This window comes from Bacillus swezeyi, assembly GCF_030908325.1.
Lineage (GTDB): Bacteria > Bacillota > Bacilli > Bacillales > Bacillaceae > Bacillus > Bacillus swezeyi.
In genome coordinates, this window is record NZ_CP133085.1 from 2731782 (window position 1) to 2758690 (window position 26909).

The following is a 26909-nucleotide window of genomic DNA, read 5'->3' on the forward strand; positions in this document are numbered from 1 at the left end:
CAGTATATCAAGGAGTTTACAGAATTTCTGGACAATCATGTAAGGAGCGGGTCCTTCGTTTTACACCCGCTCCTTTTTCAATTCAAAAAAATATCCTGGCCCCGTTTGAACAAAAGAGAGTGCGGGCCCGCACTCTCTTTCAAACAGCCTGCTATTCACACGACATACTTGCTTTGCCTGTGTGCCATATAATAGGTGACGGCGGACAGCAATCCGATAGACGCGGCCAGAATGATGATGATCGGAAACATGTCAACCTTCACCGGGGTGAACAGTCTGAAGTTGCCGTTGAAATTAAAAACCGCATGCCCCAGATTGGACAGCAGATTTTTCAGATCAAATTTGCCAAGTGCAGGAACGAGCAGGCTGTAAATGATGTACAGCAAAGCTGGTGTAATAAAACTTCTGAACAGGACGCCTAAATAAAACCCGATCGTTGCAAAAATAAAGCTGACGGTCAGAACGACAATAAATTGAAGAAGGATATTGGCTTTTGGAAGAGCAGATATTGAAAACTGATCAACCGGGATGACTCTGGATGCCAGGGAATAAAAAATGAAGCTTGACATATATGCCGTACATAAAACAGCTGCCATTGCCGCTAGCATCACCATATAAACCGAACACTGTTTGGCAAGCAAAACCGACTTCCAATCATGCTTAACCGCCTTGACTTTCACCGTCTTAAATCTCATATCATATGAGGAAATATAGATGGCATAAAGCGTGAAAGCCAAAGGAAAAACAATGAAGCCCATCCACTCCATCGTGATGATGACCGATTGTTTTGGCTGAAGATGGTGAAGGGACAATACGAACTGCTCATAATCATACCTTAAAATGTTTTCAACGATTTCTCCGTCGCCATCCTTGCTCTTCAGCTCTCCTTCTTTCACCTTGACGGGCGAGCCCAGCGCCTGCTTAATATCGATTCCGAGGCTTTCATATTCTGCTTCTGTCTTCTTAAACAACTGATAGCTGCTGACCGTATTCTTATACTGAAAATATATGTATCCTGATGAAATCAATAGAAGAGGAATGAATAAAATGAAGAGCATTTTGGAATAGGATTGATAAGCAAGCTCTTTCTTAAAAATGTTATAAATATTCTTTATAGACATCGCCCAATTCTGCTCCATTCGTTTTAAAATTTTCCACATGCAAAGCCGAACCGTCTTTTAGCACAAATAATTGATCGACGATCGATGAATAAAATTCAAATTGATGACCGGCAGCTACAATGGTCATTTCACTTGACCAGTTATTGATCATTTCCTGAAGCTCCATCATTGAACGGTAGTCCAGGCCGTTTGAAATCTCATCCAAAAACAAGTATGCCGGTTTGTTTAAGGCGGCGATCATTAAAGCAAGCTTTTTTCTTTGTCCATAGGAATAGGTTTTGACTTTCTTTTTCAAGAGCGCATGATCGAGAAACTTTTGCGAGATTTGTTCGAGCTCATCTTTTTCAACCCGTTTGTTCAATAATATGTTGATGTTTTGGTATCCCGTTAGATTGAAATAGAACGGAGAATCATCATAAATGACGTGCACCTGATCTCTGACCGCTTCAAGCGGCTCGCCGCTATATAAAATGTCGCCTTTGAAATGTTCAAGCTTAAGCAGGCATTTCAGCAAGGTCGTTTTCCCTGCGCCGTTTTCCCCCATCAGAAAGCTGATTTTGTTTTTTTCGATGTTCATATTGAGGCGATTGAAAACCGCCTTGTTCCCATATGCTTTTGTTAAATCGCTGATTTTGATCAATTTAAAAAATCCTTTCTTGCATCAGGATGTGTTGCAACATTCTTCATTATAAAACGCTGCCAGGATTTTCAAAATAGTCTTTTGGCAGCGTTTTATGCCCTTTTTTTATTTCAAATTAGTCTTTTCCATACTTGCCTTTTTTGTTGACCCATCTTCTGTCCGTAAATGTAGTGCTTGCAAGTTCCACATCTCCCCAAGGTGTAACGGTCCCGATGCTGTGTGTTTTTTTGGCTCTCCATTTGTGAAGCCCGGAAGATTTGTAATACCTTTTAATCCCTTTTGCTCTCACGACGTTCGGAAAAATATATCCCACATCTTGCGAGCCGCTGCTTTTGGACACTTTTTTGCCGTTGTAGTACCAGTCAATATAATCTTTTGACCAGGCGAGAAAGCTCCCTCTTTTAATCGTGAGCCTCTTTCCCGAATAAGCCGTCACATTGCTTTGAACAGATGCTTGTTTCGGAAGTGATTGGACATACTCTGTTTTGGCTTCAAGCAGTTCTTTCTGCTCATCTGTCAGCTGGCCGCCTTCCGCAGCCGCAGCAAATGAGGATGGAATCAAGAGTGCTGCTGACAAAGAAAATCCTAAAATCGCTTTTTTCATGTTACTCCCCCCGTATTTTAAAATATTCTTATGTATGTCTGAGCTGGAACCCATCATCATTTTCCATATACAAAAAACGGTTTAAGGTCGCGCATTCTATTATTTTAATCGATTAAAAGGTAGATTCCTAGCAGATCAGACCATTTAATCATTGCCTATTGGAAATTATCCCCTCCTCATTTATTGATATTATAACATATTTTACCTTATTATCAATTTAGTTTTCTTGTTTTTTCCATTATTATATTTACAAAAATATCATTTTCGACAAATACATTCCAAAAACATCATGCTCCATTTATAATAGAAATGGTTCAAAACAATGACAGAAAAGGATGGGAGAATATGTGGAAAACCGAAAGTGAAGACCCGTATGTTTTGCAGAAAATAAACGAGAAAGCCATTCTCAAAGCGGAAAAAGAACTTGGGGTCAATCTTCCTGAATCGTACAAAAAATTGGTGCTCCTGCAGAACGGAGGATTCATCAAATACAATGCCTTTCCGACAGACCGTCCGACATCCTGGGCGAAAGACCATATCCAGTTCGACTTCTGCTGGGGATAGGCAAAGAAGACGGTATTCTGGAAAGCGCTGATCTGATTGAAGAGTGGGAACTGCCTGACGGTCTCGTTCTCCTCCATGGAGACGGTCATACTTGGATCGCTCTTGACTACAGAGAAGTGAAAGAGAATCCGCCTGTCCATTACTTCGATTTGGAAGATGAGGAGGATTTCAGACTGGCCGATTCTTTTGATGAGTTCATCGCCAAGCTGTATATAGAGGAAATCTAGAACGGCGCATCCGCTCGGATACCATCTTGAAAAAGGAAAAGGCTGCCTGAGAAAACCGGGCAGCCTAATGCTTAAAAGTTTTTCGATTTATCATTGGATTTATTTTTGGAAGGAAATATCCGCTGTTCTCCCTTTTCATAAAGAGCAAGCAATTGGTTGATAAACGCCAGCTTTGGTGCTGTCCAGAATACAAACAGGGCTGATAAAACTCCTAAGAGAGCTCCGGCCGCCACATCGAAAGGATAGTGGACGCCTGACCAAATCCGGGAAACCCCTACGGCGAAAGCGAGTACAAGCCACAGCCATCCCGTCTTCTTGTAGAATAAGAAGAACAAAAAACAGATTGAAAAAAATAAAATCGTATGGTCGCTCGGAAACGAATTATCAATTTCATGTTCAATCAGCTGATTGACATGCGGAAGTTCTGCAAAGGGCTGGTAGTTCGAATAAATAGAGCCGGCGATTTTCCCGAGAATCTCAGCAATCACAAATGAGATGACTCCATAGATAACCATCAGTCTGTTTTTGGTGGTTCGGGTCAACCAATAAACCACAAGACCCAGCGCGAGAATATACATCATGTATTCCGCCAGAAAATAAACAGCTGGATTAAACATTGAATACTCTTTTCCTAAATCATTAATGGCACGAAAAACATCAATATTCAGCTCTGAAAAAGACATTTCCACATCTCCTTTTTTAAACTTTTATAGACAATATATCCATTTCAACTGCGCAGAAAGGCCACTGATCATTCACTCCCGCGCTTTATCGAATGTCATATATGTAAAACCGGAAAGTTACAGCAAGGCTGAAAGAGGAATTTGCAGGTCGCATCATTGCAAACTCCCTATACGCCATATCAATGAATATCGATCTTCTTAAAGTAAACGATCGTCGCGATTAATCCAAGAATAGCTGCAGCAGAAACACTGATAAAAGAATATTCCGGCGGATACTCCGGAAAGAAGGTACCGGCAGCTATCACCCATACTGCTGACCAAGGGAATAATGCACTGTATTCCGTACCATACACCATAATGCTGACCATTGAAATAATGATCGTAAATATAATAGTGGGCACATAATTTTTAAACAGCAGCGTGACAAATATAATCGGAGTGATCAGGAAAAAGAGAAGAGCGCCTCCGATGATAAATTGTATAAACGATTCTAGAAGAACCTGGAAGCTCAGCCCTTCAAACTGTCCGGCCAGTCCAAACAAAAAGGTCAGAACCCAAGCGATTAAAGTCAGCATCATGATCCAAATAAACAACAGAACCAATTTGCTGACAATGAGGCTGATTCTTGAAACAGGAATCGTTAATAGATTCTTCAGCGTGCTTTCAGTATATTCCCTATTGAATAAATACGAAGTAATAACGCCGTATAAAGGGACTCCGATCAGCAGGACAATATACAGGTTGGTATCGGAAAAAGTCTCGCTGAATCGAATGGGTACATCAGGGTACTTGGCTTTCTTGGCTAAAGACGATATAAAACAGATGAAAGGGGCTGCCGCCGCTCCCAGAATGCTGACTAAAAACATCTGTGAACGCTTAAGCTTCAGCAGTTCCGTGTATAGCAAATTAACCAATCGTCCCGCCCCCTATCAATTTCACGAAGTAGTCCTCAAGACTGTCCTCGCTCATCGTAATCTTCAATACTTCGATGCCGTTTTCGACAAACATTTTATTGAGCCTCCCCTGCTGACCCAAATGGGAATAGACCCGGATGATTCCGTCCTGGTGAACTTCATAGTCGTGAATATCAAAATGCTGTTCCATCAGAACGGCCGCTTTATTTTGATCGGATAATTGAAACTCAAGATATTTGCGGTTTTTTTCCCTAAGATGATCAAAAGGGGTTTCTTCAAGCAGCTTTCCTTCGTGAATGATCCCAACATGATCGACGAGCTGTTCGATTTCAGATAATATGTGGCTTGAAATGAAGATCGTGATGTTTCTTTCTTTGGCCAAGGAATGAATGAGCATTCTCATTTCCTTGATGCCGATCGGATCCAAGCCGTTTGTCGGTTCGTCTAATATCAGCAGCTCCGGATAGTGAAGCAGGGCTCTTGCAATCCCTAATCTTTGTTTCATTCCCAAGGAATATTTGCCGACGAGCTTTTTCGTTTCATTATGCAGCCCCACGATTTCCAATACTTCATCGATCGCATTTTTTTTGTGGACACCGATGATCTTCGCGTTGATCAATAGGTTTTCCCTCGCTGTCAAATTTGCATAAAAACCCGGGACTTCAACAATGGAGCCGATTCTCCTTAAAATGTCTTTTTTATTCTTGAAAAAGTTCTCTCCAAAAATCTCAATCTGCCCATGGGTGGGTTTGATCAATCCCAGCAGCATTCTGATTGTCGTTGTCTTGCCGGCGCCGTTTCGGCCTAAAAAACCGTATATATCTCCTTGTTTTACGTTTATATTAAGGTGATCTACAGATTTTTGCGACCCGTACATTTTCGTGAGATTCGTCGTTTTTATGATTGTGCTCAACTGGTTCACTCGCTTTCACTAACCTTATAGTTACATCATAAACAGAAGGATTTAATTCCTTCTTAACCAATTCTTAATTATTTCTTAAATGAATGGCGATGGTTTTGTTTAGGAAGTGAAAAACCAAAAGTCGTTTTTTTCCAAGGGACACTTTCCGCCCAGATGCTTCCGCGGTTTTTTTCGATTAGGGATTTGGCGATGGCAAGTCCTAAACCGCTGCCGTCATCAAGGCTTCTCGAGCGGTCTCTTCGATACATTCTTTCAAACACATGTTCAAGATCGCCTTCCGGAATTCCCGGTCCCTGATCCCAGATCAGAAGCTGATATTCATGCTCTGATTCTGTCAGCTCGATTCCCAGCACCTTCCCCTCTTTTCCATAATGGACGCCGTTTTTCACGATATTTTCTATCACGCGGATCAGACTCAGCCGATCCGCCATGACTAAACACTTTTTATCCGGAATCTGAACTTCCAATTCAATATCCTGTTTTTTCAGTTCAGGTAAAAAGTCTATCAGCGTTTCCCGAACGATTTCAGCAAAGTCAAAGGAATCGGTATTCAATTGGATTTCATTTGCATCCAGTTTTGCCATGTTAAAGATTTCGTCGATCAATTGCTTTAAGCTGTTGGATTTTTTAGAAATAATCTGAAGATATTCCTGCTTTTCTTCTTCAGAAGAAGCTACCCCGTCTTTTAAAGCATCTACATAGCCAATAATAGATGTAAGCGGCGTCCGGATATCGTGGGAAATGTTAGACAGCAGTCTTTTTCTCGCCGTTTCTGATTTGGCGGCGTTGATTTGTACTTTTTCAAGCTGTTCAATCAATTCATTCATCGAAAAAATGATTTCATTGAATAACCGGTTGTCTTTGGCAAGCAGCCTTCTACTTACATTCCCGTCTGCCACGCGCTTCAGCTCGGCATCAATCCATTTTAAATGGCTGATAAAACGAAGCCTTGAGACGAATAAAAGTGCGGTGCTCCCGAATAGAAAAATAAACAATATAACACTGAACATCCCGAAAGAGCCGGTATTAGTGAATAAAAGCGCGGCAGCCGCTGCAAATTGCAGGATGAGAAGGAGTATCTTTTTATCATTCAGCATCTTTCTCACCTACAAACTTATAGCCGATGCCCCACACAGTCTGAATAAACTGAGGATCAGAAGGGTCAGATTCTATTTTTTTTCTGAGCTTTCTGATATGCACCATGACAGTATTATCATCTTCTATGTATTGATTGCCCCAAGCGTTTCGAAACAGCTGCGTCTTCGTGAATACCTGGCCCGGATTTGCGGCGAAAAACTTCAGCAGTTCAAATTCCTTCGCTGTAAGCGAGATCTCTCGCCCTTCAGCCGTGACCGTATATGTTTTCAAATCAATGGTTAATCCTTTAAATTGAATCAGCGATTTTTCATCCGTGCGAGTCTCACTGCCGAGGACTAAAAAGCGCCTCAGCAGAGCTTTGATCCGTGCCAGAACTTCGTTCATGCTGAAAGGCTTTGTAATATAATCATCAGCACCCATCGACAGCCCTAATATTTTATCGCCTTCAAGGTCTTTGGCCGTCAGCATCAGAATCGGAACATTCGTATGACTCCTTATTCTTCTGCATACTTCTATTCCGTCGATCTTAGGCATCATCAAATCTAATATGATCAGGTGGTAATGGTTCTGTTCAAACAGCCTTAGGGCATCTTCCCCGTCTACTGCCGCATCTACCTCATACCACTCTCTTTTTAAATAGGTTTTCAATAAATCTCTGATTTCTTTTTCATCATCGGCTATGAGCACTCGTATGGCTTCCATGGTTTCACCCGCTTTATGTTTTGATTTCTTCGAATTCCATCTATATGTCTATCCTCTTTTGATCGATGTCATCATTTGCGGCACAGACCGCTGCTTGTTTTTTGAAGTATTTCCTCTCTTTTCTTTGCTTTCCATTATAGCAGAGAGTTGATTTGTTCGGGAAAAGCAAAGGCATCCCGGAAGGATGCCTTTTTGCTTAAATTCTGACAGTCTTATTGATGATATCATGAATTAATTTTGCGTTTTTTTCAAGAATTTCAGGATGGGATTTGGATATCATCTGCATGTGTTCTCCGGCTCCTTGCATGACTGTAAATGTCTTGGCCGCCGCTTTTTCCCACATCATGATCTGTTCATCCTGCCGGTCTTTCACCGATTTGATATAGCTTATATTTCCGTCAATTGTGCCGGTTGTCACCGCATTTTGGACATATAAATAAGACTTCATAATCAATTCAACTAAATAGTCGCTCATCAATTTCTCTAAATCTTCATATTTCTCAAGATCAAATGTTTGATAGATCTCCTTCCTGTACTCCTCCTCTGTGTACTGATGCTTCTCCGCTTCTGTACGGTATCTTGAATCGATGATGATCAAATCTTCAACTTCATATCCCTGCCGGTTCAATTCTTTTGCTACGTCAAATGCCAGTACTCCTCCCGACGAATATCCCATTAACGTATATGGCCCATCTCCTTGAATATGTTTGATGATGTCTGCATACTTTTCAATCCTATTTTCGGATTGGATGAAGTTGAAGCTGTAAACTGAATACTGTTCCAAATGTTTCGCCAAGCCCATGTAGGCGATGCCCATCGAAGCGGCCGGCGGGAAGCAGAACAGTTTTTTGCTGCCTTCTTCCGCACCGCTCAGCTGAATACAATCATCTGTATAGTCTTTTAGCAATTCTTGTGCATTTTTCAAAAAGCCAGACAGCTGTTTAATGGACGGCTTGGAGAAAATGTCCTTAAACGGGACTCTGAAGCCCAGATCTGCATATAGTCTTGAAACAAATGACATGACATGTAAAGAGTTGGCCCCGATATCGAATAAATTGGCATTGATGCTGATCGGTTTGATATTCAAAATGTCTTCCCAGATGCGGGCCATCTTTTCTTCGAGCGCATGTTTTGGAGGCTCGTATTCTATTGCCGCACCCAGATTTACATCAGGCTCAGGAAGTGCCTTCAAATCCACTTTACCGTTAGGCGTAAGCGGCAATTCATCAAGCTTCAGCACATGGGACGGCACCATATATTCCGGAAGCTCTTTTGCTAAAAACTCTTTTATTGCTGCATGTGTGATGTCTCTTTGTAAAACGACGTATGCACAAAGATATGGATCGTTGTTGTGATCTGTTTTTGCGGCAACTGCTGCATCTTCGATATCCAGGTGCCTTAATAATTGATTTTCTATTTCGCCAAGCTCGATGCGGTAGCCCCGTATCTTGACTTGGTGGTCGACCCGGCCTAAAAACTCTATATTCCCATCCGGTCTCAGCCTTGCGAGGTCTCCTGTCCGATACATCCTTTCACCAGGCAAAAACGGATTTGGCAGGAATTTTTCTGACGTGAGCTCCGGTTTGTTCAGATAGCCTTTTGCCACTCCATCTCCGCCAATATACAGCTCTCCGGCAATCCCGATCGGCTGCACTTCTTGCTGGGCGTCCAGAATGTAAAGCTGGACATTCTGACCCGGCTTGCCGATAGGAACAGATACATGGCGATCTCGTCCGGCGTCATATTGATAAATCATGCAGCCGACAACTGTTTCAGTAGGCCCGTATTCGTTATAAATCTCAATCTTGTGCTGGAATTTCTCAGTGATTTCTTTGGCCAATTCAGATTTTAAATCTTCTCCGCCCACGATCAGCCGCTTGATGCTGGAGCCGCGGCCATCTATATCTTTTACCAGGCTTAAATGCGACGGGGTTAATTTTACAATCCCGGCTTTTTTGTCTTGGAATACTTTTCTGATGATCGGTTCGCTATCATCGCTCTCTTGATAGACAATCACTTTATTGCCTGAGATTAAAGGTGTAAAGATAGATGTCACCGTCAAATCAAACGCAACTGATGAGTAGAGGGCAAAATCGAGCTTTTCACCCTGAACATATACTTGATCAGCCCACGCGATATAATTGACTAATCCTCTTTGCCTGATCATCGTCCCTTTCGGTTTGCCTGTAGATCCAGACGTGTAGATGATATAGGCGAGACTGTCGGCATCGCTGGCTGGTTCCAGCTGATCGGCAGGATAGGCGCTGAAGTCTCCGTCTAAATAGACGGCTTCTTGCCGTGGCCCGCTCAGGCCCTTCTCGTTGTCCAGAAGGATGATATCCGCACCGCTGTCTTCCAGCATATACTTGATTCGCTCTTTCGGATAATCAGGATCAATCGGCAGATAGGCTCCTCCGGCTTTTAAAATCCCCATAATCCCGATCATCATTTCCGGTGAGCGTTCTGCCTTGATGGCAACAATTGTGTCCGATTTGACCCCTTTTTCCCTCAGATGTCTTGCGAGCTGGTTTGATTTTTCATTTAGCTCACGATACGTCAGCTTGTCATTGTCAGACACAACCGCAGGAAGCTCAGGGGTTCTCTCGGCTTGTTCTTCAAATAGCTGGTGAATGGTCTTATCTTTCGGATAATCTCTCTTTGTCTCATTCAATTCGTACAGCAGCCTGTTTCTTTCTTTTTCCGAAAGGATCGTGATTTCGTTCAATGTTTGATTTTCATTCCGGACAACCTGTTCCATCACATGCTGGAGGTGTTCTTTGATGTTGTTGATGACTTGATCATGATATGCATTTCCGTCATAAGTGAATTTGATGACCAAACGGTCGCCTGGAACTGCCACAATATTGAATCCGTAATTTGTTTGTTCTTCAGTGTGTATTTCTTCAAAAACAAACTCCGGTCCGCCTTTTTCAACAGATTCAAAGGCGCTCTTATCAACCGCATAATTCTCGAAAATCATGACATGGTCCAGCAGATCTCTTTTTAATTCGCTGAGCGACTGCACTTCCGACAAGTTCATGTAGTTATATTTGCCGCTTTCTAAAGCTTCTTCTTGAACTTTCTTTATGATGTCCCTGAAGCTTTTATTTTTTTCCATTTTGATTCTTGTCGGTATTGTGTTGATGAAAAGCCCGACCATTTTTTCTATACCGGCTACATTCGCATCCCTGCCAGAGATGACGGTTCCGAATACCACGTCTTCCATTTGGTTGTATTTTGCCAGCAAAATGCCCCAAATGCTTTGCAGCACCGTATGGAAGGTTACACTGTTGCGATTTGCAAGCTGTGTGATTTGACTGGTCAATTCTGTTGAGAATTCAATTGCCGTTTCTTTTCTGTGATACTCACCATTTCCAGATTTGTTTTCCAAAACCGAAATTTGTGATTTTTCGGCAAAACCTGATAAATATTTTTTCCAATAGGCTTTTCCGGCTTCTTTGTCCTGTTCCTCCAGCCACCTAATATAATCGCTGTACGGTCTTGCCTCTTCAAGCTGATGCTGCTGGCCTGCTGCTTTTCTGTGATAAATGCGGAACAGCTCTCCAAGAATAATCCCCCGGCACCAGCCGTCAAGCAGGATGTGGTGGTTTGTCCATATGAATGTATAGCTGTCCTCTGAGGTTCTCATCAGCGCCGCTCTGATTAATGCTTCTCTGCTTAAATGAAAACCTTTCCCCCTGTCTGCTTTGAGATATTTTTGAATCGTCAGCTCGCGTTGACCGGGACTTTGATGTCTTAAATCAAGATAGTAAAGATTGATCTTTCTGTCCCTAATGACAATATTTCTTGGTTCTTCCGTTATTTCATACTCAAGCGAAGCCCTCAGGATTTCGTGTCTAGCCATGATGTCATTGAAGCTTTCTTCAAATATCTTTTCGTCTATATATCCTTTAATGTCTATTGCCATTTGTTCAAAATACGCTTTGGATTCCGCGTCTTCAAGCGCATGGAACAGCATGCCTCTCTGCATGTTTGCGAGCGGATATATTTTTTCGATTTCCATCCCTTTATATTTCAGCTTGATTTCCTCCAGCTGAGATATGCTGATGTTCTTATCTCCATAATCGGACGGCGTTTTTTCCGCTTCTTCTTGATAAACGCAGTGAGTGATCACCGTTTTAAGGGCTTCTTTATATTTTTCTGTAAAGGTTTTGACGATGTCTTCATTGTATGCTCTTGTATGATATGTCGTTTGAATGGTTAGCTGTCCATTCAACACGACTGCATTTATTTCCATCGGGTGTTCTCTTATGATGCCGTTTCCGATCACTTCTCCCGGTGACAGCAGCGAAGAAGAAAACGCTTTGCTGTTGATATCTTCATCAAGCTGTCCTAAATAATTAAACAAAATTGGAGATGCCGCACCTTTTATGATGTCTGGGTCTCTAGTTAAATATTTTAATATCCCGTATCCTATTCCTTTATTTGGCACTTTTCTCAAATGCTCTTTGACCATTTTGATATTTTTGGAAATATCTGTTTCTTCTCCTAAATCGATCAATACCGGATATTTTGATGTGAACCAGCCTACTGTTCTGCTGATATCGATGCCGTCTCCAACCTTTTCTCGTCCATGCCCTTCCATGCTGATTCTTAACTTGTTTTGACCTGTCATATCCCTTGCCGCAATCAAAAGCGCTGTGATCAAAATATCGTTGATTTCGGTATGGTAAGCTTGATTTGTTTCTCTTAAAAGCTGCCTTGTTTCTTCTTCCCCAAGTTGTGTATTTAATGTCTGGCTGTCCTCAAATTTGAAGATGCCGGCATCTTCATTCATTTCTAAGAATTCGATGTCTTCTTGCAATGACTGGCTCCAATAATTCTTTTCTTTCAGCAGCTTTTCAGTTTGCGAATACTTCGTCATTTGTCGTGCATATTCTTGATAGGAAGCTGTTTTTGGATAGAATTCGACTTTTCTTCCGTTTAATAATTGGCTGTACCCCAGCGCCAAATCTTCAAATAAAATTCTCCAGGAGATCCCGTCGATCACGAGATGATGGATGATGATCAAAAGATGGTCTCCTTCATTCGTTTTGAATATCGCCAGTTTCACTAGAGGGCCGCGTTTGATGTCGATGCTATGCTGGAGCTCTGTTGCCAATTGATGAACCTTTTGATAAAGCTCTTTTTCATGTGAGACATCATAGACGAATAAATCAAACTGATTGCTGTCCGGCCCTTGGTTATATTGCAGAACTTTTCCGTTTTCTTCTTTAAACACCATCCGCAGTGCATCGTGATGCTTTACGATTTCTCCAAATATACGTTTGACAATGTCCTCGTTGAATCCGCTTTTTCTAAACAGCATGACAGCGTGGTTATAGTGGTTTCTGTCCGTTTTGTTCCGTGTGAAGTATTCTTGTTGAATTGGCGTCAGCAGGACCTCGCCTTGAACCGTTTCATAGGATGCCGTCTTGCCTGTTTCGGCCTTGACATATTTGCTTAAAGACTTAATTTGCGGATTTGCAAATAAATCTTTCATTTCAAGTGCAATGCCTTCTCTTGATAATCTTGAAATAATCTGCAGCGCTTTGATGGAGTCGCCGCCCGCTGCAAAAAAGTGATGTGTGATCCCTAGATTTTCGACTCCCAGCACTTCTTTCCATACCATGACCAGCTGTTCTTCTGTAAGGTTCCGCGGTGCTTCATATTCGGCCTCTGTGCTCAGCTCCGGTTCAGGCAGTGCGGCCATGTCGATCTTTCCGTTGGCGGTCAGCGGCATGTGTTCAATCTGGACAAAATAGGACGGAATCATATAGTCAGGAAGCTCATTTTTCAGATAAGATCTGATGTCTTCGAATGTCACTCTCACATCTGCTGTAAAATAGGCGCAAAGCTGTCTGCTGCCTTCCTCAGCTTCTTTTACAGCGATGTAGGCTTCCCTTATCTTTTCATGTGTTAATAGCCTGTTTTTAATCTCTTCCGTTTCTATTCTGTAGCCCCTCACCTTCACTTGGGTGTCGATCCGGCCTGAAAGTTCGATGTTTCCATCGCTTAACCTTCTGGCCAGATCCCCTGTCCGGTACATTCTTTCATTTTGTTCAAACGGATTTTCGACAAATTTTTCAGCCGTTACATCAGGTCTGTTCACATAGCCGCCTGCCACTCCATCTCCTGTGATGCACAGCTCTCCGAATACACCTTCCGGAAGCAGTTTCATGTTTTGATCCAAGACATATGCCTTCGTATTATGAATCGGCGTGCCGATGACCGGAGACGCTTTGAAAGATTGAAGCCGCTCCGGGTCGATCACCTTAAAGACCGATCCGATTGTCGTTTCCGTAGGCCCGTAATGGTTCATGATCACACCATTTGGATATTGCTTGTAATACGCCTCTACATCCCGCGTATTGATCATTTCTCCGCCCAAAACAGCCAGCCTGAGTTTTTCGCAATGATTTTCGGCAGAGAAGCTCGGATCATTGACCAAAATATGAAACAGAGACGGCGTCAATTTCAGATAAGTGATCTCATTTTCTTTCATATATTTGAGTGCTCGATGGGCATTTGAATAAACTGCTTTTCTTGCGATGTGCAGTTCGCTTCCGCTTAAAAGAGCTGAGAATATGCCCGTATAGCCCAAATCAAATGCATAGGAAGACACAAGCAATGCTTTATCGTTTTCTTTCAGGCCCGCTTCCTTTATAAACCACGCTGTGTAGTTCACCACATTGTAATGTCTGACAAAAACCCCTTTTGGTTTTCCTGTGGAGCCTGATGTGTAAATGATATATGCATTGTTTTCAGCTGCACTGCATGCAGACAGGTTTGACGAATCCTTTGCATAGATGCTGCTGTCTTCAACATTGACGACTTCTCCATGGAAGATGACGTTCTCCATGACAGAGCCTTTGACCAGCCATATCTTCGCTGCACTATCTTGTAAAATCTCATTTGTCCGTTTGGACAGCTGCTCCGTATCTATTGGCAAATATGCCGCTCCGGCCTTCAGCACCGCCATCATGGACACGATCATCTCAAGCGATGGTTCAATCATGATGCCGACGGCTGCACCGGCTCCGGCTCCTTTTTCTCTCAAAAGTCTCGCCAATTGATTTGATCTTTCATTTAGTTCCCTATACGTGAGCTTTCTATCCTCAAACACGACTGCGGTTTTGTCAGGCGTTTGCTCAGCCTGTTCTTCAAATAGCTCATGAACGGTTTTATCCTTTGGATAATCAGCTTGTTTCCCGTGATGCTTAGTGAGAAGCGTATTCATTTCTTCTTCTGACAGCATATTGATCTCGTTTAATTGCATATCAGGACGGTTTGCTATTTCTTTTAGTATATGGATAAAGTGCTCTGCCATTCTTTTAATGGTTGTCCTCTTAAATAGTTTTGTGCAGTAATTGAGAACGCATTGAATATCTTCATCTGTTTCAGCAGCTGTGAGCGTTAAATCAAATTTTGATATTTGCATATCTGTTTGAAGCGGTTTAAATTTTAGGCCTTCTATGTCAAATTCATCACTGTCAAAGTTTTGCAGAACGAGCATTGTATCAAACAACGCGTTCCTGCTCATATCCCGTTTTACATCCAGTTTTTCAACCAGTTCGTCAAATTGATAGTCCTGATTTTCGTACGCTTTCAGCGCCGTTTCTTTTACCTCTTTTAAATAATCGGTAAATAGCATGCCGCCTTTTGGATAATTCCTCATCGCAAGTGTATTGATAAACATGCCGATGACATGTTTCAAATCGCTGTGGTGTCTTCCCGCAATCGGTGAGCCAACGATGATATCGTCTTGACCGGTATATTTAGAAAGCAGTGTTGTGTAGCCCGCTAAAAGCAGCATGTACATCGTGACGCCAGTTTCTTTCGCCAGCTTCTTTAGCTTCGCGGACGTTTCACCGTCTATTTCAAACTCAAAGATATCCCCTTCAAAATGGCGTTTTTGCGGCCTTTGATAATCGGTCGGCAAGTTCAGGACCGGCACTTCATCTTGAAAGACATTCAGCCAGTAGTCTTCCTGCTTTTTGATCTCATCCTTTTGGTAAAATTGCTTTTGCCATTCTGAAAAATCTTTGTACTGAATCGGCAACGGCGGCAGTTGTTTCCCCTCATATAACTCGGCCAGCTCTTGTGTGAAAACGGCCAGTGATACGCCGTCTGATATGATATGATGCATATCGAACATCATAATATGTTCGTTATCATTCACTTTTAATAGTTCCGTTCTTAGAAGCGGCGCTTTTTCGAGGTCAAACGGTCTGATGAACGATTTGATTTTCTCTTCCAGCCGCTCTGTTCCCAGTTGGCCGTACTTCACTTTAAAATCGATGTCTTTTTCGATCTTCTGCACAGGTTCGCCGTCTGCCATCAATATCGACGTCCTCAAGGCCTCATGTCTTTGAATCAATTGTTGAAATGCCTCTTCAAACCGATGCACATCAAAATGACCTTCAATTTTCATGACGAAAGGCATGTTGTAAGAAGTGCCGCCGCCTTCGATCTTATTGAGGATATACAGCCTTCTTTGTGACGATGACAAGCTGTAATATTCTTTATCTTCCGCTTTCGTTATGGACGCATAAGGGCTTTCTTTCGTTGAATCGATATATGCTCCGAGATCTTTTATTGTCGGTGTTTCGAATAGTTGTCGTAAAGGCACTTCAATCTTCAGTTCTTTATGCATTTTTGCAACCAAAGCCGCAGCTTTAAGAGAATGTCCGCCGAGCTCAAAGAAATTGTCGCTGATCCCGATTTTTTCGACCCCTAAAACGTCCTCCCAAATCGAGACAAGTTTTTCTTCCGCTGCATGTCTCGGCGCTTCATATACAGCTTGAGCACCCGCGCGGCCATCCGGCTCCGGCAGCGCTTTTCTGTCGATTTTCCCGTTGGCTGTAAGCGGCAGTTGATCAAGCTTAACAAAGTACTGCGGAACCATATATTCCGGAAGTTCTCTTAACAAAAATGTTCTGATATCTGAAATGCTTGATGCTTTCTCTAAAGCGATGTACGCACAAAGGTATTTGCCGCCGTCTTGATCTTCTCTTGCTATAACTGCGGCTTGCTGAATGCTTTCAAATGTAAGCAATCGGTTTTCTATTTCCCCAAGTTCGATTCTGTATCCGCGTATCTTGACTTGGTGATCGATTCTTCCTAAATATTCGATGCTCCCGTCAGGCAGAAACCTTGCAAGATCTCCCGTACGGTACATTCTTTCCCCCTGAACAAACGGGTTTGAAACAAATTTCTCAGCGGTGAGGTCAGGTTTGTTTACGTATCCGCGCGCCAGGCCTTCCCCTGCGATGTACAGCTCTCCGGGCGCTCCGATCGGCGCCAGTTTCCGCTGGCTATCAAAAATATAACAGGTCAGCGTCGGAATCGGACAGCCGATATTGCTCACATTCGCTTCAATATCTTGTTTTGTCATTTCTTTAAATGTAGCGTGCACGGTCGTCTCCGTAATGCCATACATATTAATCAGCCTTGTCTGCGGGTACTTATGACGCCACGGCTTCAGCATCGAAGGATTCAGCGCCTCTCCCCCGAAAATCACGTAGCGGATGTGAAGCTGCGCCTCCGGATGCCTGCATTCTTCGTTCACAAGCTTAGAGAAAGCGGTCGGAGTCTGGTTCAGCACCGTCACCATGTTTTCCCTTAGCAGCTTAAGGAAAGCCCTGCTGTCTTTCGCAGTATATTTCGGTACAACCACAACTTTTCCGCCATAAAGCAGAGCGCCATACATTTCCCATACCGAGAAGTCGAAGCAGTAGGAGTGGAACATCGTCCATACATCACGATCATTGAAGTCAAACTGCTGCTTTTCGTTCACCAGCAAGCGGACCACATTTCGGTGCTCGATCATACAGCCCTTCGGCTTGCCCGTCGTTCCTGACGTATAGATGATATAAGCGGTGTCTTCCGGCTGATTGACCGGTTTGGGATTTTTCGCATCTGCCGGCTCATCCGCGTTCAGATCATCTATGTCTAACAAGATTCCGGAGAAAGATTTCGGGCAAAACGTCTCCGAATGAATCAGCAAAATCCCCGTCCCGCTGTCTTCAAGCATGTACCGAATCCGTTCTTCCGGATAATCCGGATCGATTGGCAGATATGCGCCGCCTGCTTTTAGAGTGCCAAGCATAGCGACGATCATGCCGGCAGAACGTTCCATCATCACTCCTACAATATCATCAGGGCGGACACCTTTTTCCCGCAGGACATGCGCCAGCCGATTTGCTCTGGCATTCAGTTCTCTGTAAGTCAGCTTCTCTTCTTCAAATACAACCGCCATATGGCCAGGCGTCCGTTCTGCCTGTTCTTCAAACAATTGCTGGATCGTTTTATCTTTTGGATAAGCGGCGCTCGTATCATTAAAATCGTACAAGAGCGTCCTTCTTTCTTTTTCCGCCAGGATGTCTATTTCGCTTATTTTCGTATTTTCATTTGCCGCCACTTGCTCAACGACTCTTTTGATATGGTTTCCGATGTTATCGATGGTGTCCTCGTCATAGACATTTCCGTCATATGTTAATGCCAAAGTCAGCTCTTCACCAGGTGTTGCTGACATGCTAAAGCTGTAATTGCTTTGTTCTGCAGCGCTGATCGCTTTGACTTCAAAACCCGTCTCCATTTGGTTTTGCTCCAAAAGCTGATCATCCACTTCATAGTTCTCAAACACAAGAATATGGTCGATCAGATCTTTTTTCAAGCTGCTCAAAGCCTGGACTTCAGCAAGATTCATATAGTTGTAGCCATTGCTTTCGATCGCTTCTGCCTGCACTGTTTTGAGGACATCGTTAAATCCCGCATTTTGATTGAACCTGATTCTTGTCGGGATCGTGTTGATAAACAGTCCGATCATGTCTTCTATTCCGTCTACTTTTGCTTCCCTTCCCGATACGACTGTTCCAAACACTACATCTTCTATATTGTTATATTTCGTTAAAATAAGACCCCAGATCGTCTGAAGCACCGTATGAAGGGTTACGCTGTTTTTGCCGGCCAATTGCTTCATTTGATTTGTAAGCTGTTTTGAAAAGCTGATGACTTTTTCTTGTCTGTCATACGGGCTGTTCTTTTTCCCTTTCTTGAACTTTGGAATTTGCGCCTGTTCCTCATATCCTGCCAAATATTTTTGCCAGTATTGACGGGCCTCTTCTTTATCTTGTCTTTCCAGCCATTGAATATAATCGCTGTACGGCTTCGGTTCCTTTAACTGGAGGGCTTCGCCTTTGATCATTTTTTCGTAGACGGCAAACAGCTCGCCGATGATAATGCCCAGGCACCAGCCGTCCAATAAAATATGATGATGGCTCCATATCAGTTGGTATGATCCACGTTCTGTTTTAATCAAATAAACTCTCATGAGCACATCTTTGCTTAAGTCAAAGCCTTTATCCCGATCTTCATTGATATATTTTTCAATGACCACACCTTTTTGAGGAGAGGCGCTGTTCTCGATATCATAATAGTAAAAATCTATTTTCCGATTTTCAATGATAATTTGTCTCGGTTCCTCAACGATTTCATACTCATAGGAAGCCCTTAATATTTCATGTCTTTTCACGATCTCATTAAAGCTTTTCTCAAGGATGTCTGGATCAACATATCCCTCAATATCCATAACCGTCTGCTGAAAATATGCACTTGATGTTTGATCCTCGATGGCATGAAACAGCATTCCCTTTTGCATATTGGCCAGCGGATAGATTTTTTCAATTCGGGCTTCTTTGTATTTGCCCTTTATTTCTTCAAGTTCGTCTAAACTGATGTTTGTATCTCCGTAGTCAAACGGCGTCCTTTCACTTTCCGCTTGATTTGTGCAGTGGTCGATGATTTTTTCAAGGCTTTCTTTATATGTTTCATTCAGTAGGCTGATCGTATCTTTTGTGTATTCTAATGGATTAAAGGTTGTATGAATCACCAGCTCATGGTTGATGATGATGGAGTTGATTTCAATTGAATGGCTCCTTGAAATTTTCCCGCCGATGCTTTCGCCTTCAGAAAAGTTTGACCCTGAAAATTCGCCGCGATTAATGTCCGCATCGATTTCGCCTAAATAGTTGAAAGAAATCTTGGCTTTTTCTTCATTCATGAAATCTGGATCTTCGGCTAAATATTTTAATATTCCATAGCCTATTCCCTTATTCGGTATTTTTCGCAACGTTTCTTTGACCATTTTTATATGTTGAGAGAGTCCTTTTTCATCCCCCAAATCGAGGAGCACTGGATACATCGTCGTAAACCAGCCCACCGTTCTGCTGATATCAGCGCCTTCCAGAATGTCTTCCCTGCCGTGGCCTTCCATCATGACCTTTAGCTTGTTCTCGCCGGTGATGTCCCTGATTCCGGCTATTAATCCCGTCAACAAAATATCATTGATTTCAGTGTTGTAAGCTCTGTTCGTTTTTCTCAGCAGGCTCGCTGTCGTTTGTTTGTCCAGCGTGATGCTTAGTGTCGTGCTGTTGGCGAATATATCCCTCTTTAATGTTTGGTTTTGAGGCATGAATGGGACTTCAGCCTTTGCGATATTCCGCCAGTACTCCGCCTCATTCAGTAATCGGCGGCTGCCGGCATACGCCTTTAATCGGCGGGCGAAGTCCTGATAGGAATCCGTTTTGTATCCGACTTCGAGCGTTTCACCTTTTAATGCCTGGCTGTACAATATGTCGAAGTCCTCGAATAGAATTCTCCACGATACACCGTCAACGACAAGGTGGTGGATGACAATGAGCAGATGGTCGCCCTCATCTGTTTGAAAGATGGCGAGGTTAACCAGCTTCCCTTTTTCAATGGATGATTTTTTTTGAATGCTAGTCGCCAGTTCATGAATCTTTTCCGATTTATGCCCAAGCCCTCTCACATCATATACATTCAGATCGAAAAGGTTTTCCTGATAGTCTCTGTTATATTGAATGACGGTCCCGTTTTTTTCTTCATATATCATCCTTAACGCATCGTGGTGCTCCAATATTTTATTGAAGGCCATTCTTACGCAGTTTTCATCAAAGCCGTCTTTTCTAAAGAGTATAAAGGACTGGTTGAAGTGGTCGAGCTCTTCTTTGTTATTTGCAAAATACCATTTTTGAATCGGTGTTAACTCCGTTTGTCCTTCAACCATTTCATAAGCTTTTTGCCGCTTATTTTGCTTTTTGACATATTTGCTTAGATCCCTGATTTTAGGATTCGCAAACAAATCCTTCATTTCAAGCTTCAGGTCAAGTCTTGAGAGTCTTGATACGATTTGCAGCGCCTTAATCGAATCTCCCCCTGCTGCAAAGAAATGATGGTTGATGCCTATGTCCTCTGCGCCGAGCACATCCCTCCAAATGTCGACAAGCTTTGCCTCTATTTCATTCCGCGGCGGTTCATACTCCGCTCCTGTGCCGACATGCCTGGCAGGTTCAGGCAGTGCTTTTCGATCAACTTTATCGTTTGAGGTGAGCGGCAGCTGATCAAGTCTGACAAAATAAGCCGGAATCATATAATGAGGAAGCTCTCTTTCCAGCCATTCGCTAACCTCTGTTGCCGTCAATTCTTTTTTGGAGACGATATAAGCACACAAATAATGGTTATTGGCGTCGTCAGTCCTGGATATGACGGCCGCTTCTTCGATATTGTCATGCTTGAGCAATTGATTCTCGATCTCGCCGAGTTCAATCCGGTATCCGCGAATTTTCACCTGATGGTCTATTCTTCCTAAAAACTCGAGATTTCCATCAGGCAGCCATCTGGCCAGATCTCCTGTCCGGTACAGTCTTTCTTCCGATATCAATGGATTTGTAATAAACTTTTCAGCGGTCAGTTCAGGTTGATTTAAATATCCGCGGGCCAGACTGATTCCGCCGACACACAGCTCTCCCACAACGCCTGTCGGGACGGGCTGCTGATGTTGATCCAATACATATACTTTTGTATTTCCAATCGGACTGCCGATATGAGGGCGGCCGGTTCCTCTGTAAACCCCCGCCGTTGCACAAACAGTCGTTTCCGTTGGCCCGTAAGCATTGATAAACACTCTGCTGTCAGACCATCTTTTTGCAAGTTCTTCGCTGCAGGCAGAACCAGCGGATACGATGACTTGGAGATGCTCCAATTGAGATTCATCCAACACATTCAGAACCGTCGGCGGCAACGTAGCATGGGTGATCTCATGATGCCTTAAAAAGCTTGTTAACGGCTGTCCCGGCATCAGATCCTCTTGCCGGCCGAGAATCAAAGCCGCCCCGGCTGCAAGGGCTGGAAATATTTCAAATGCTGATGCATCAAATGAAAGAGAAGCAAATTGTATCGCTCTGCTTTCCGGTTTTAAATGCATCCATTCAATGACCGCCTGAACCAGATTGCACAACCCTTTTTGTTCGATTAATACACCCTTCGGTTTTCCGGTGGAGCCTGAAGTATAGATGATATAGGCCAGATCCCCGCTCTGATTGACAGGAAGCAAACGATCTGCGTCTTGCTTGGCAATTTGTTTGTCGTGAATGTCTATTTTAATAAAATCGGCATCTTTTATAGAAGTCCGTTCTTTTATGAGCTTATCCTGCGTCAGGAGAATCTTCGTTTGACTGTCTTCAAGGATGTACTTGATCCTGTCTTCGGGATATGCCGGGTCAAGCGGGAGATACGCGCCTCCGGCCTTCAGAATTCCCAGGATTCCAACGATCATTTCAGGAGAACGTTCGACCATGATGCCAACTGCCGAATTCGGTTTTACTCCTTTTTCTCTTAAAAACCGGGCCAATTGATTTGACCTTTCATTTAATTCACGATATGTCATTTTTTGTTCTTCAAACACGACCGCTGTATAGTCCGGCGTTTTCTCAGCACGCTCCTCAAATAACTGACAAATGGTTTGGTTTTTTGGGAAATCTGTCTTTGTATCGTTAAACTGATACAATAACGTGTTTCTTTCATTGCCTGACATCATCTCTATTTTGTGCAGCGGCATGTCTGTATGATTGGAGATTTCCTTTAAAACATGAACAAAGTGCTCGGACATTCTTTCAATCGTCTCTTTATTAAATAGCTTTGTGCAGTATTCCAAATCAAACTCTATGCCGGCGTCCTTTTCGATTGCCGATAATGTGAAGTCAAATTTGGAAATATGCACGTCGCTTTCATATGTTTCAAATGTCAGCCCTTTTATTTCGGCATCCGCATGATCAAGATTTTGCAGGACGAACATTGTATCAAACAGCGGGTTTCTGCTCATGTCTCTATTGACATCAAGCTGTTCAACAAGATCATCAAATTGATAATCTTGATGTTCATATGCTTTGAGCGCCGTCTCTTTTACTTCTTTTAAATATTCAGTGAATGTCTTTTCACCTTTTGGATAGTTTCTCATCGCAAGCGTATTGACAAACATCCCGATCACATGTTTCAGATCGTGGTGCTGTCTTCCTTGGATCGGTGATCCGACGATTAAATCTTCTTGTCCGGTATATTTTGAAAGCAGAACCGTATAGGCCGCCAGAAGAAGCATATACATTGTAACCCCGTTGTCTTTGGCGATTCGATGAAGGTTTTTCGTCAATTCGCTGTCTACATTAAAACTGATTCTGTCGCCTTCAACACTTTTCATTTGCGGTCTCGGGAAATCTGTCGGCATATTGAGAACCGGGATTTCGCCTTTAAAGACATTCAGCCAATAGTTTTTCTGTTTTTTTATTTCATCTTTTTGATAAAATGCTCTTTGCCATTCTGAATAATCTTTATATTGAATGTTGAGCGGCTCCAATTCTTTTCCATCATATAAATCACAAATTTCTTTTGTTAGAACGCCCATAGAAGCGCCGTCTGAAATGATATGGTGCATATCAAACAGCAGGATATGTTCTTTTTCATCGACCTTTACCACTTCCGCTCTAAAAAGCGGCGCTTTTTCCAAATCAAACGGCCTGACAAACGCTTTTATTTTTTCTGAAATGGATGAAGATCCTAATTCACTGTATTTGATGCTGAAATCAATATTTTTTTCAATCTTTTGAACAGGCTCTCCTTCTGCCATCAAAAAGGAGGTTCTAAATGCCTCATGTCTTCCCGTTATGTTTTTCAAAACGTTCTCAAAGCGGCGGATATCAAAGCCGCCCTTTACTTTCATTGTAAAAGGTATGTTATAGGACAATCCGCTGCCTTCGATTTTATTGAGAATGTATAATCTTTTTTGGGCAGAGGAAAGGTGATAGCTGTCTTTTTCCTCCACCTTTTGAATGGATGAATAAACCGTTTCTTTTGTTGACCGAATATATTTTCCCAGTCCTTTGATTGTAGGGGTTTTAAATATTTGTCTCAGAGGTGTTTCCGTCTTAAGCTCTTTCTGGATTTTTGATGCCATCGCGGCCGCTTTGAGAGAATGTCCTCCGATTTCGAAGAAGTGATCGTTGATGCCGATCTTCTCCATCCCTAAAATGTCTCGCCAAATCGCTGCCAGCTTTTCTTCTGTTTCATTTCGCGGCGCTTCATACTCCGTTTCCGCCCCTGCCGTTCTGTCAGGCTCCGGCAAGGCTTTTCTGTCCACTTTCCCGTTTTTGGTCAGCGGCAGCTTGTCCAGTTTGACAAAATAGGCGGGAATCATGTAATCCGGAAGCTTTTCTCCCAAAAATCCTCTCAGCTCTTCAACCGCCATCTCGCGGTTTGCGGTGATGTAGGCGCAAATGTACGGGCGGCTTTCCCCGTCTTCCCTGACGGTGACGATCGTCTCGTTTATGTCTTCGTGTTTTTCCAATTGGCTTTCGATTTCTCCGAGTTCAATCCGGAAGCCGCGGATTTTCACCTGATGGTCGATCCGCCCGATAAATTCGATGTTGCCGTCAGGCAGCCATTTCGCCAAATCGCCCGTCTTGTAAAGCCTTTCTCCCGGGATAAACGGATGCGGGATGAATGTTTCCGATGTGAGCTCATCCCGGTTTAAATATCCTTTGCTTAAGCCGTCTCCAGCGATGCACAGCTCACCGGGAACGCCGATTGGAAGAAGCTTGCCGTCTTCGTCCATGATCAATGCCGATGTATTCGCCAATGGCCTGCCGATCGGGATCGTTTCCGCTGCTTCATCAATCTCATTGATGAAGTAATATGTCGCATAAACCGTGCTTTCCGTCGGGCCGTATACATGGATCAGCTTGTCCTGGCCAACGCGGTCGAGCACTTTTTTCGCATGCGGAATCGAAATTCTTTCACCGCCAAACAGGATTTTTCGCAGATTGGCGAGAGAGTCGATATTGATGTCGGCGAGCGTATTGAACAGCGCCGTCGTCATGAACATTACGCTGACCTTTTCTTTCTCGATCACATCGGCCAGCTCATTGATATTCAATACCGTTTCTTTCTCAATCATGACGAGTGATGCGCCGTTTAAAAGAGCTCCGAATATATCGAATATCGATCCGTCGAACGAATAGTTGGACAGCTGGAGAATGACGTCGTCCGTTCGGATGTCAATATAGTTGGTATTCCGCACGACACGCACCGCACTGTAGTGCGGGGTGACCACGCCTTTCGGCATTCCTGTTGAACCGGATGTATAGATGATATAGGCGGCATCGCCGGAGTCATTGACAGCGTCCAGCCGCTCTTCGCTGAATCTGTCGAATGCCGTCTTGTCCAAATGAATGACCTCAGCCTCGCAATCGATTTCGTCTGCCGCTTCACCTTGCGTAAGCAGCACACCCGCCTCCGTGTCTTTCAGCATATAGGAGATTCTGTCTTTAGGCGTTTCAGGATCAATCGGCAAATATGCGCCTCCCGCTTTTAAAATCCCCATGATGCCGATGATCATCTCAAAAGAGCGGTCTAACAGGATCGCCGCAATCGAGCCGGCGCCTACGCCTTTTTCCCTGAGAAGCCTTGCCGTTTGGTTTGATTTTTCGTTCAGCTCTCTGTAGGTCATGTTTTGGCTGCCGAACACAACGGCTGTATGATCAGGCGTCTTTATCGCTTGTTCTTCAAAAAGCTGATGGATCGTCTTGTCTTTTGGATAATCAGTTTTTGTATCGTTGAATGCGTATAACAAGGTGTTTCTTTCTTCCTCTGATACGAGATCGATTTCACTTAATGTTTTTTCTTCATCTTCCGTCACCTGTTCTGCGACTGCGGTGATATGCTTTTCGATATGATTGATGATTGTCTCGTCATAAACATTTTCATCATAGATGATCAATAGCTTTAAATGATCGTCCAGTCCTGCGGAAATGCTGAAACTATAATTTGTCTGCTCTTCTCCGCTGACACTCTCCATTTCAAAACCGACATCATTTTTCTGTTCAAATGCTTTTTGATCAACGGCATAATTTTCAAAGACCATGACATGATCGATCAAATCGTTTTTCAATTCGCTCAGCGCTTGAACCTCCGCCAAATTCATGTAATTGTAGCGGTTGCTTTCCAAAGCATCGGATTGCGTTTTTCTTAAGACATCTTTAAAGCGCTTGTTTTTTTCAAGCCTGACTCTGGTCGGGATGGTGTTGATGAAGACGCCGACCATTTTTTCAATTCCTTCGACCTCCGCATCTCTTCCAGAGACAACCGTTCCAAAAACAACATCTTCACTGTTGTTGTATTTTGCTAAAATCACGCCCCAAATGCTTTGTAAAACGGTATTGATGGTCACATGATTTCGATTCGCCAGTTTTATGAGGCGATTTGTGAGTTCTTTGGAACATTCAATTGTTTTTTCTTTTCTTTTAAATAGAGCAGATGCAGAATGTGTGCGAAGCTTTGGAATCAGAGTCTTTTGGTCATAGCCGTTCAAATATTTACCCCAATATTCCTGAGCTTCATCTTTATCCTGGCTTTCCAGCCATTTGATATAGTCGCTGTACGGTCTCGGGTCTTCCAATTGAAGACCTTTGCCTTTTCGTTTCTTTTCGTAAATCGTAAACAGTTCATCCAGGATAATTCCAAGGCACCATCCGTCAAGCAATATGTGATGATACGTCCAGACAAATTGATAAGAATCCTCAGCCGTTCTAAAGAGACAGGCTCTCATCAGCGTTTCTTTAGCTAAGTCAAAACCCTTTTGCCTATCTTCATTTAAATAACTTTCCAAAACATCCTCTTGATCGTTTTGCTTGCGTATATCCCTGTGCTCAAACTTTACGTTTCGATCTTTCATAATGACATGCAGCGGCTCATCCAATCTGTAATGAAATGATGCTCTTAATATCTCATGTCTTTTCATGATTTCATTTAGGCTATCCTCAAACACCCGTTCATCTACATAACCTTTTAACTCAATGATTAATTGCTCAAAATATGCATTTGACGCTTCGTCCTCCATCGCATGAAAGAGCATTCCTTTTTGCATGTTTGATAACGGATATATTTTCTCAACTTTGGTTTTCATATCGTAATCTCATCTCCTAGAATTCCTTTAGTTTTCCGGAACCACATCATCCGACCATGTGGGCTGCCGCCAGTTAAACAGGGTTTTGGCAGCAGCGTTTTCCATAACTTCCCGGAGGC

9 protein-coding genes and 1 pseudogene are annotated in these 26909 nt (G+C 43.0%); 1 reads left to right on the plus strand and 9 read right to left on the minus strand.

Annotated features, from left to right (window positions below; genetic code table 11):
• Positions 1-155: 155 nt before the first annotated feature.
• The 3 genes from RBH91_RS13585 to RBH91_RS13595 form a co-directional block, all read right to left on the minus strand.
• On the minus strand, positions 156-1121 hold the full coding sequence (locus RBH91_RS13585; protein WP_307891920.1) for an ABC transporter permease: 966 nt from the start codon (positions 1119-1121) through the stop codon (positions 156-158).
• A complete protein-coding gene (locus tag RBH91_RS13590; protein WP_076758531.1) occupies positions 1099-1761 on the minus strand; it encodes an ATP-binding cassette domain-containing protein in 663 nt (220 codons plus the stop codon). Before RBH91_RS13590 ends, RBH91_RS13585 begins: the two co-directional genes overlap by 23 nt.
• 115 nt (positions 1762-1876) lie before the next feature.
• Positions 1877-2365, minus strand: a complete 489-nt coding sequence (locus tag RBH91_RS13595; RefSeq protein ID WP_076758529.1) for a hypothetical protein — start codon at positions 2363-2365, stop codon at positions 1877-1879.
• A 345-nt stretch (positions 2366-2710) separates the two neighbouring features.
• On the opposite strand from RBH91_RS13595, the pseudogene RBH91_RS13600 reads away from it, so the two are divergent.
• Positions 2711-3150, plus strand: a pseudogene (locus RBH91_RS13600) (SMI1/KNR4 family protein); the annotation flags it as partial.
• 77 nt (positions 3151-3227) lie between these two features.
• Here the strand turns inward: RBH91_RS13600 and RBH91_RS13605 are convergent.
• The 6 genes from RBH91_RS13605 to RBH91_RS13630 form a co-directional block, all read right to left on the minus strand.
• Complete coding sequence (locus RBH91_RS13605) at positions 3228-3839, minus strand: undecaprenyl-diphosphatase (protein WP_307891921.1); 612 nt, start codon at positions 3837-3839, stop codon at positions 3228-3230.
• A 179-nt stretch (positions 3840-4018) separates the two neighbouring features.
• Positions 4019-4753 carry an ABC transporter permease gene (locus RBH91_RS13610; RefSeq protein ID WP_307891922.1) on the minus strand — a complete coding sequence of 245 codons (735 nt, stop codon included), beginning with the start codon at positions 4751-4753 and terminating at the stop codon, positions 4019-4021.
• Positions 4746-5666, minus strand: coding sequence for a bacitracin resistance ABC transporter ATP-binding subunit BcrA (bcrA, locus tag RBH91_RS13615; RefSeq protein WP_125921371.1), 921 nt, complete (start codon positions 5664-5666; stop codon positions 4746-4748). Before bcrA ends, RBH91_RS13610 begins: the two co-directional genes overlap by 8 nt.
• A gap of 77 nt (positions 5667-5743) precedes the next feature.
• A complete protein-coding gene (locus RBH91_RS13620) occupies positions 5744-6772 on the minus strand; it encodes a sensor histidine kinase (protein ID WP_076758522.1) in 1029 nt (342 codons plus the stop codon).
• Positions 6762-7475: a response regulator transcription factor gene (locus tag RBH91_RS13625; RefSeq protein WP_307891923.1), complete on the minus strand. Its 714-nt coding sequence runs from the start codon at positions 7473-7475 to the stop codon at positions 6762-6764. Before RBH91_RS13625 ends, RBH91_RS13620 begins: the two co-directional genes overlap by 11 nt.
• 196 nt (positions 7476-7671) lie before the next feature.
• Positions 7672-26790, minus strand: coding sequence for a non-ribosomal peptide synthetase (locus tag RBH91_RS13630; RefSeq protein ID WP_307891924.1), 19119 nt, complete (start codon positions 26788-26790; stop codon positions 7672-7674).
• Positions 26791-26909 lie beyond the last annotated feature (119 nt).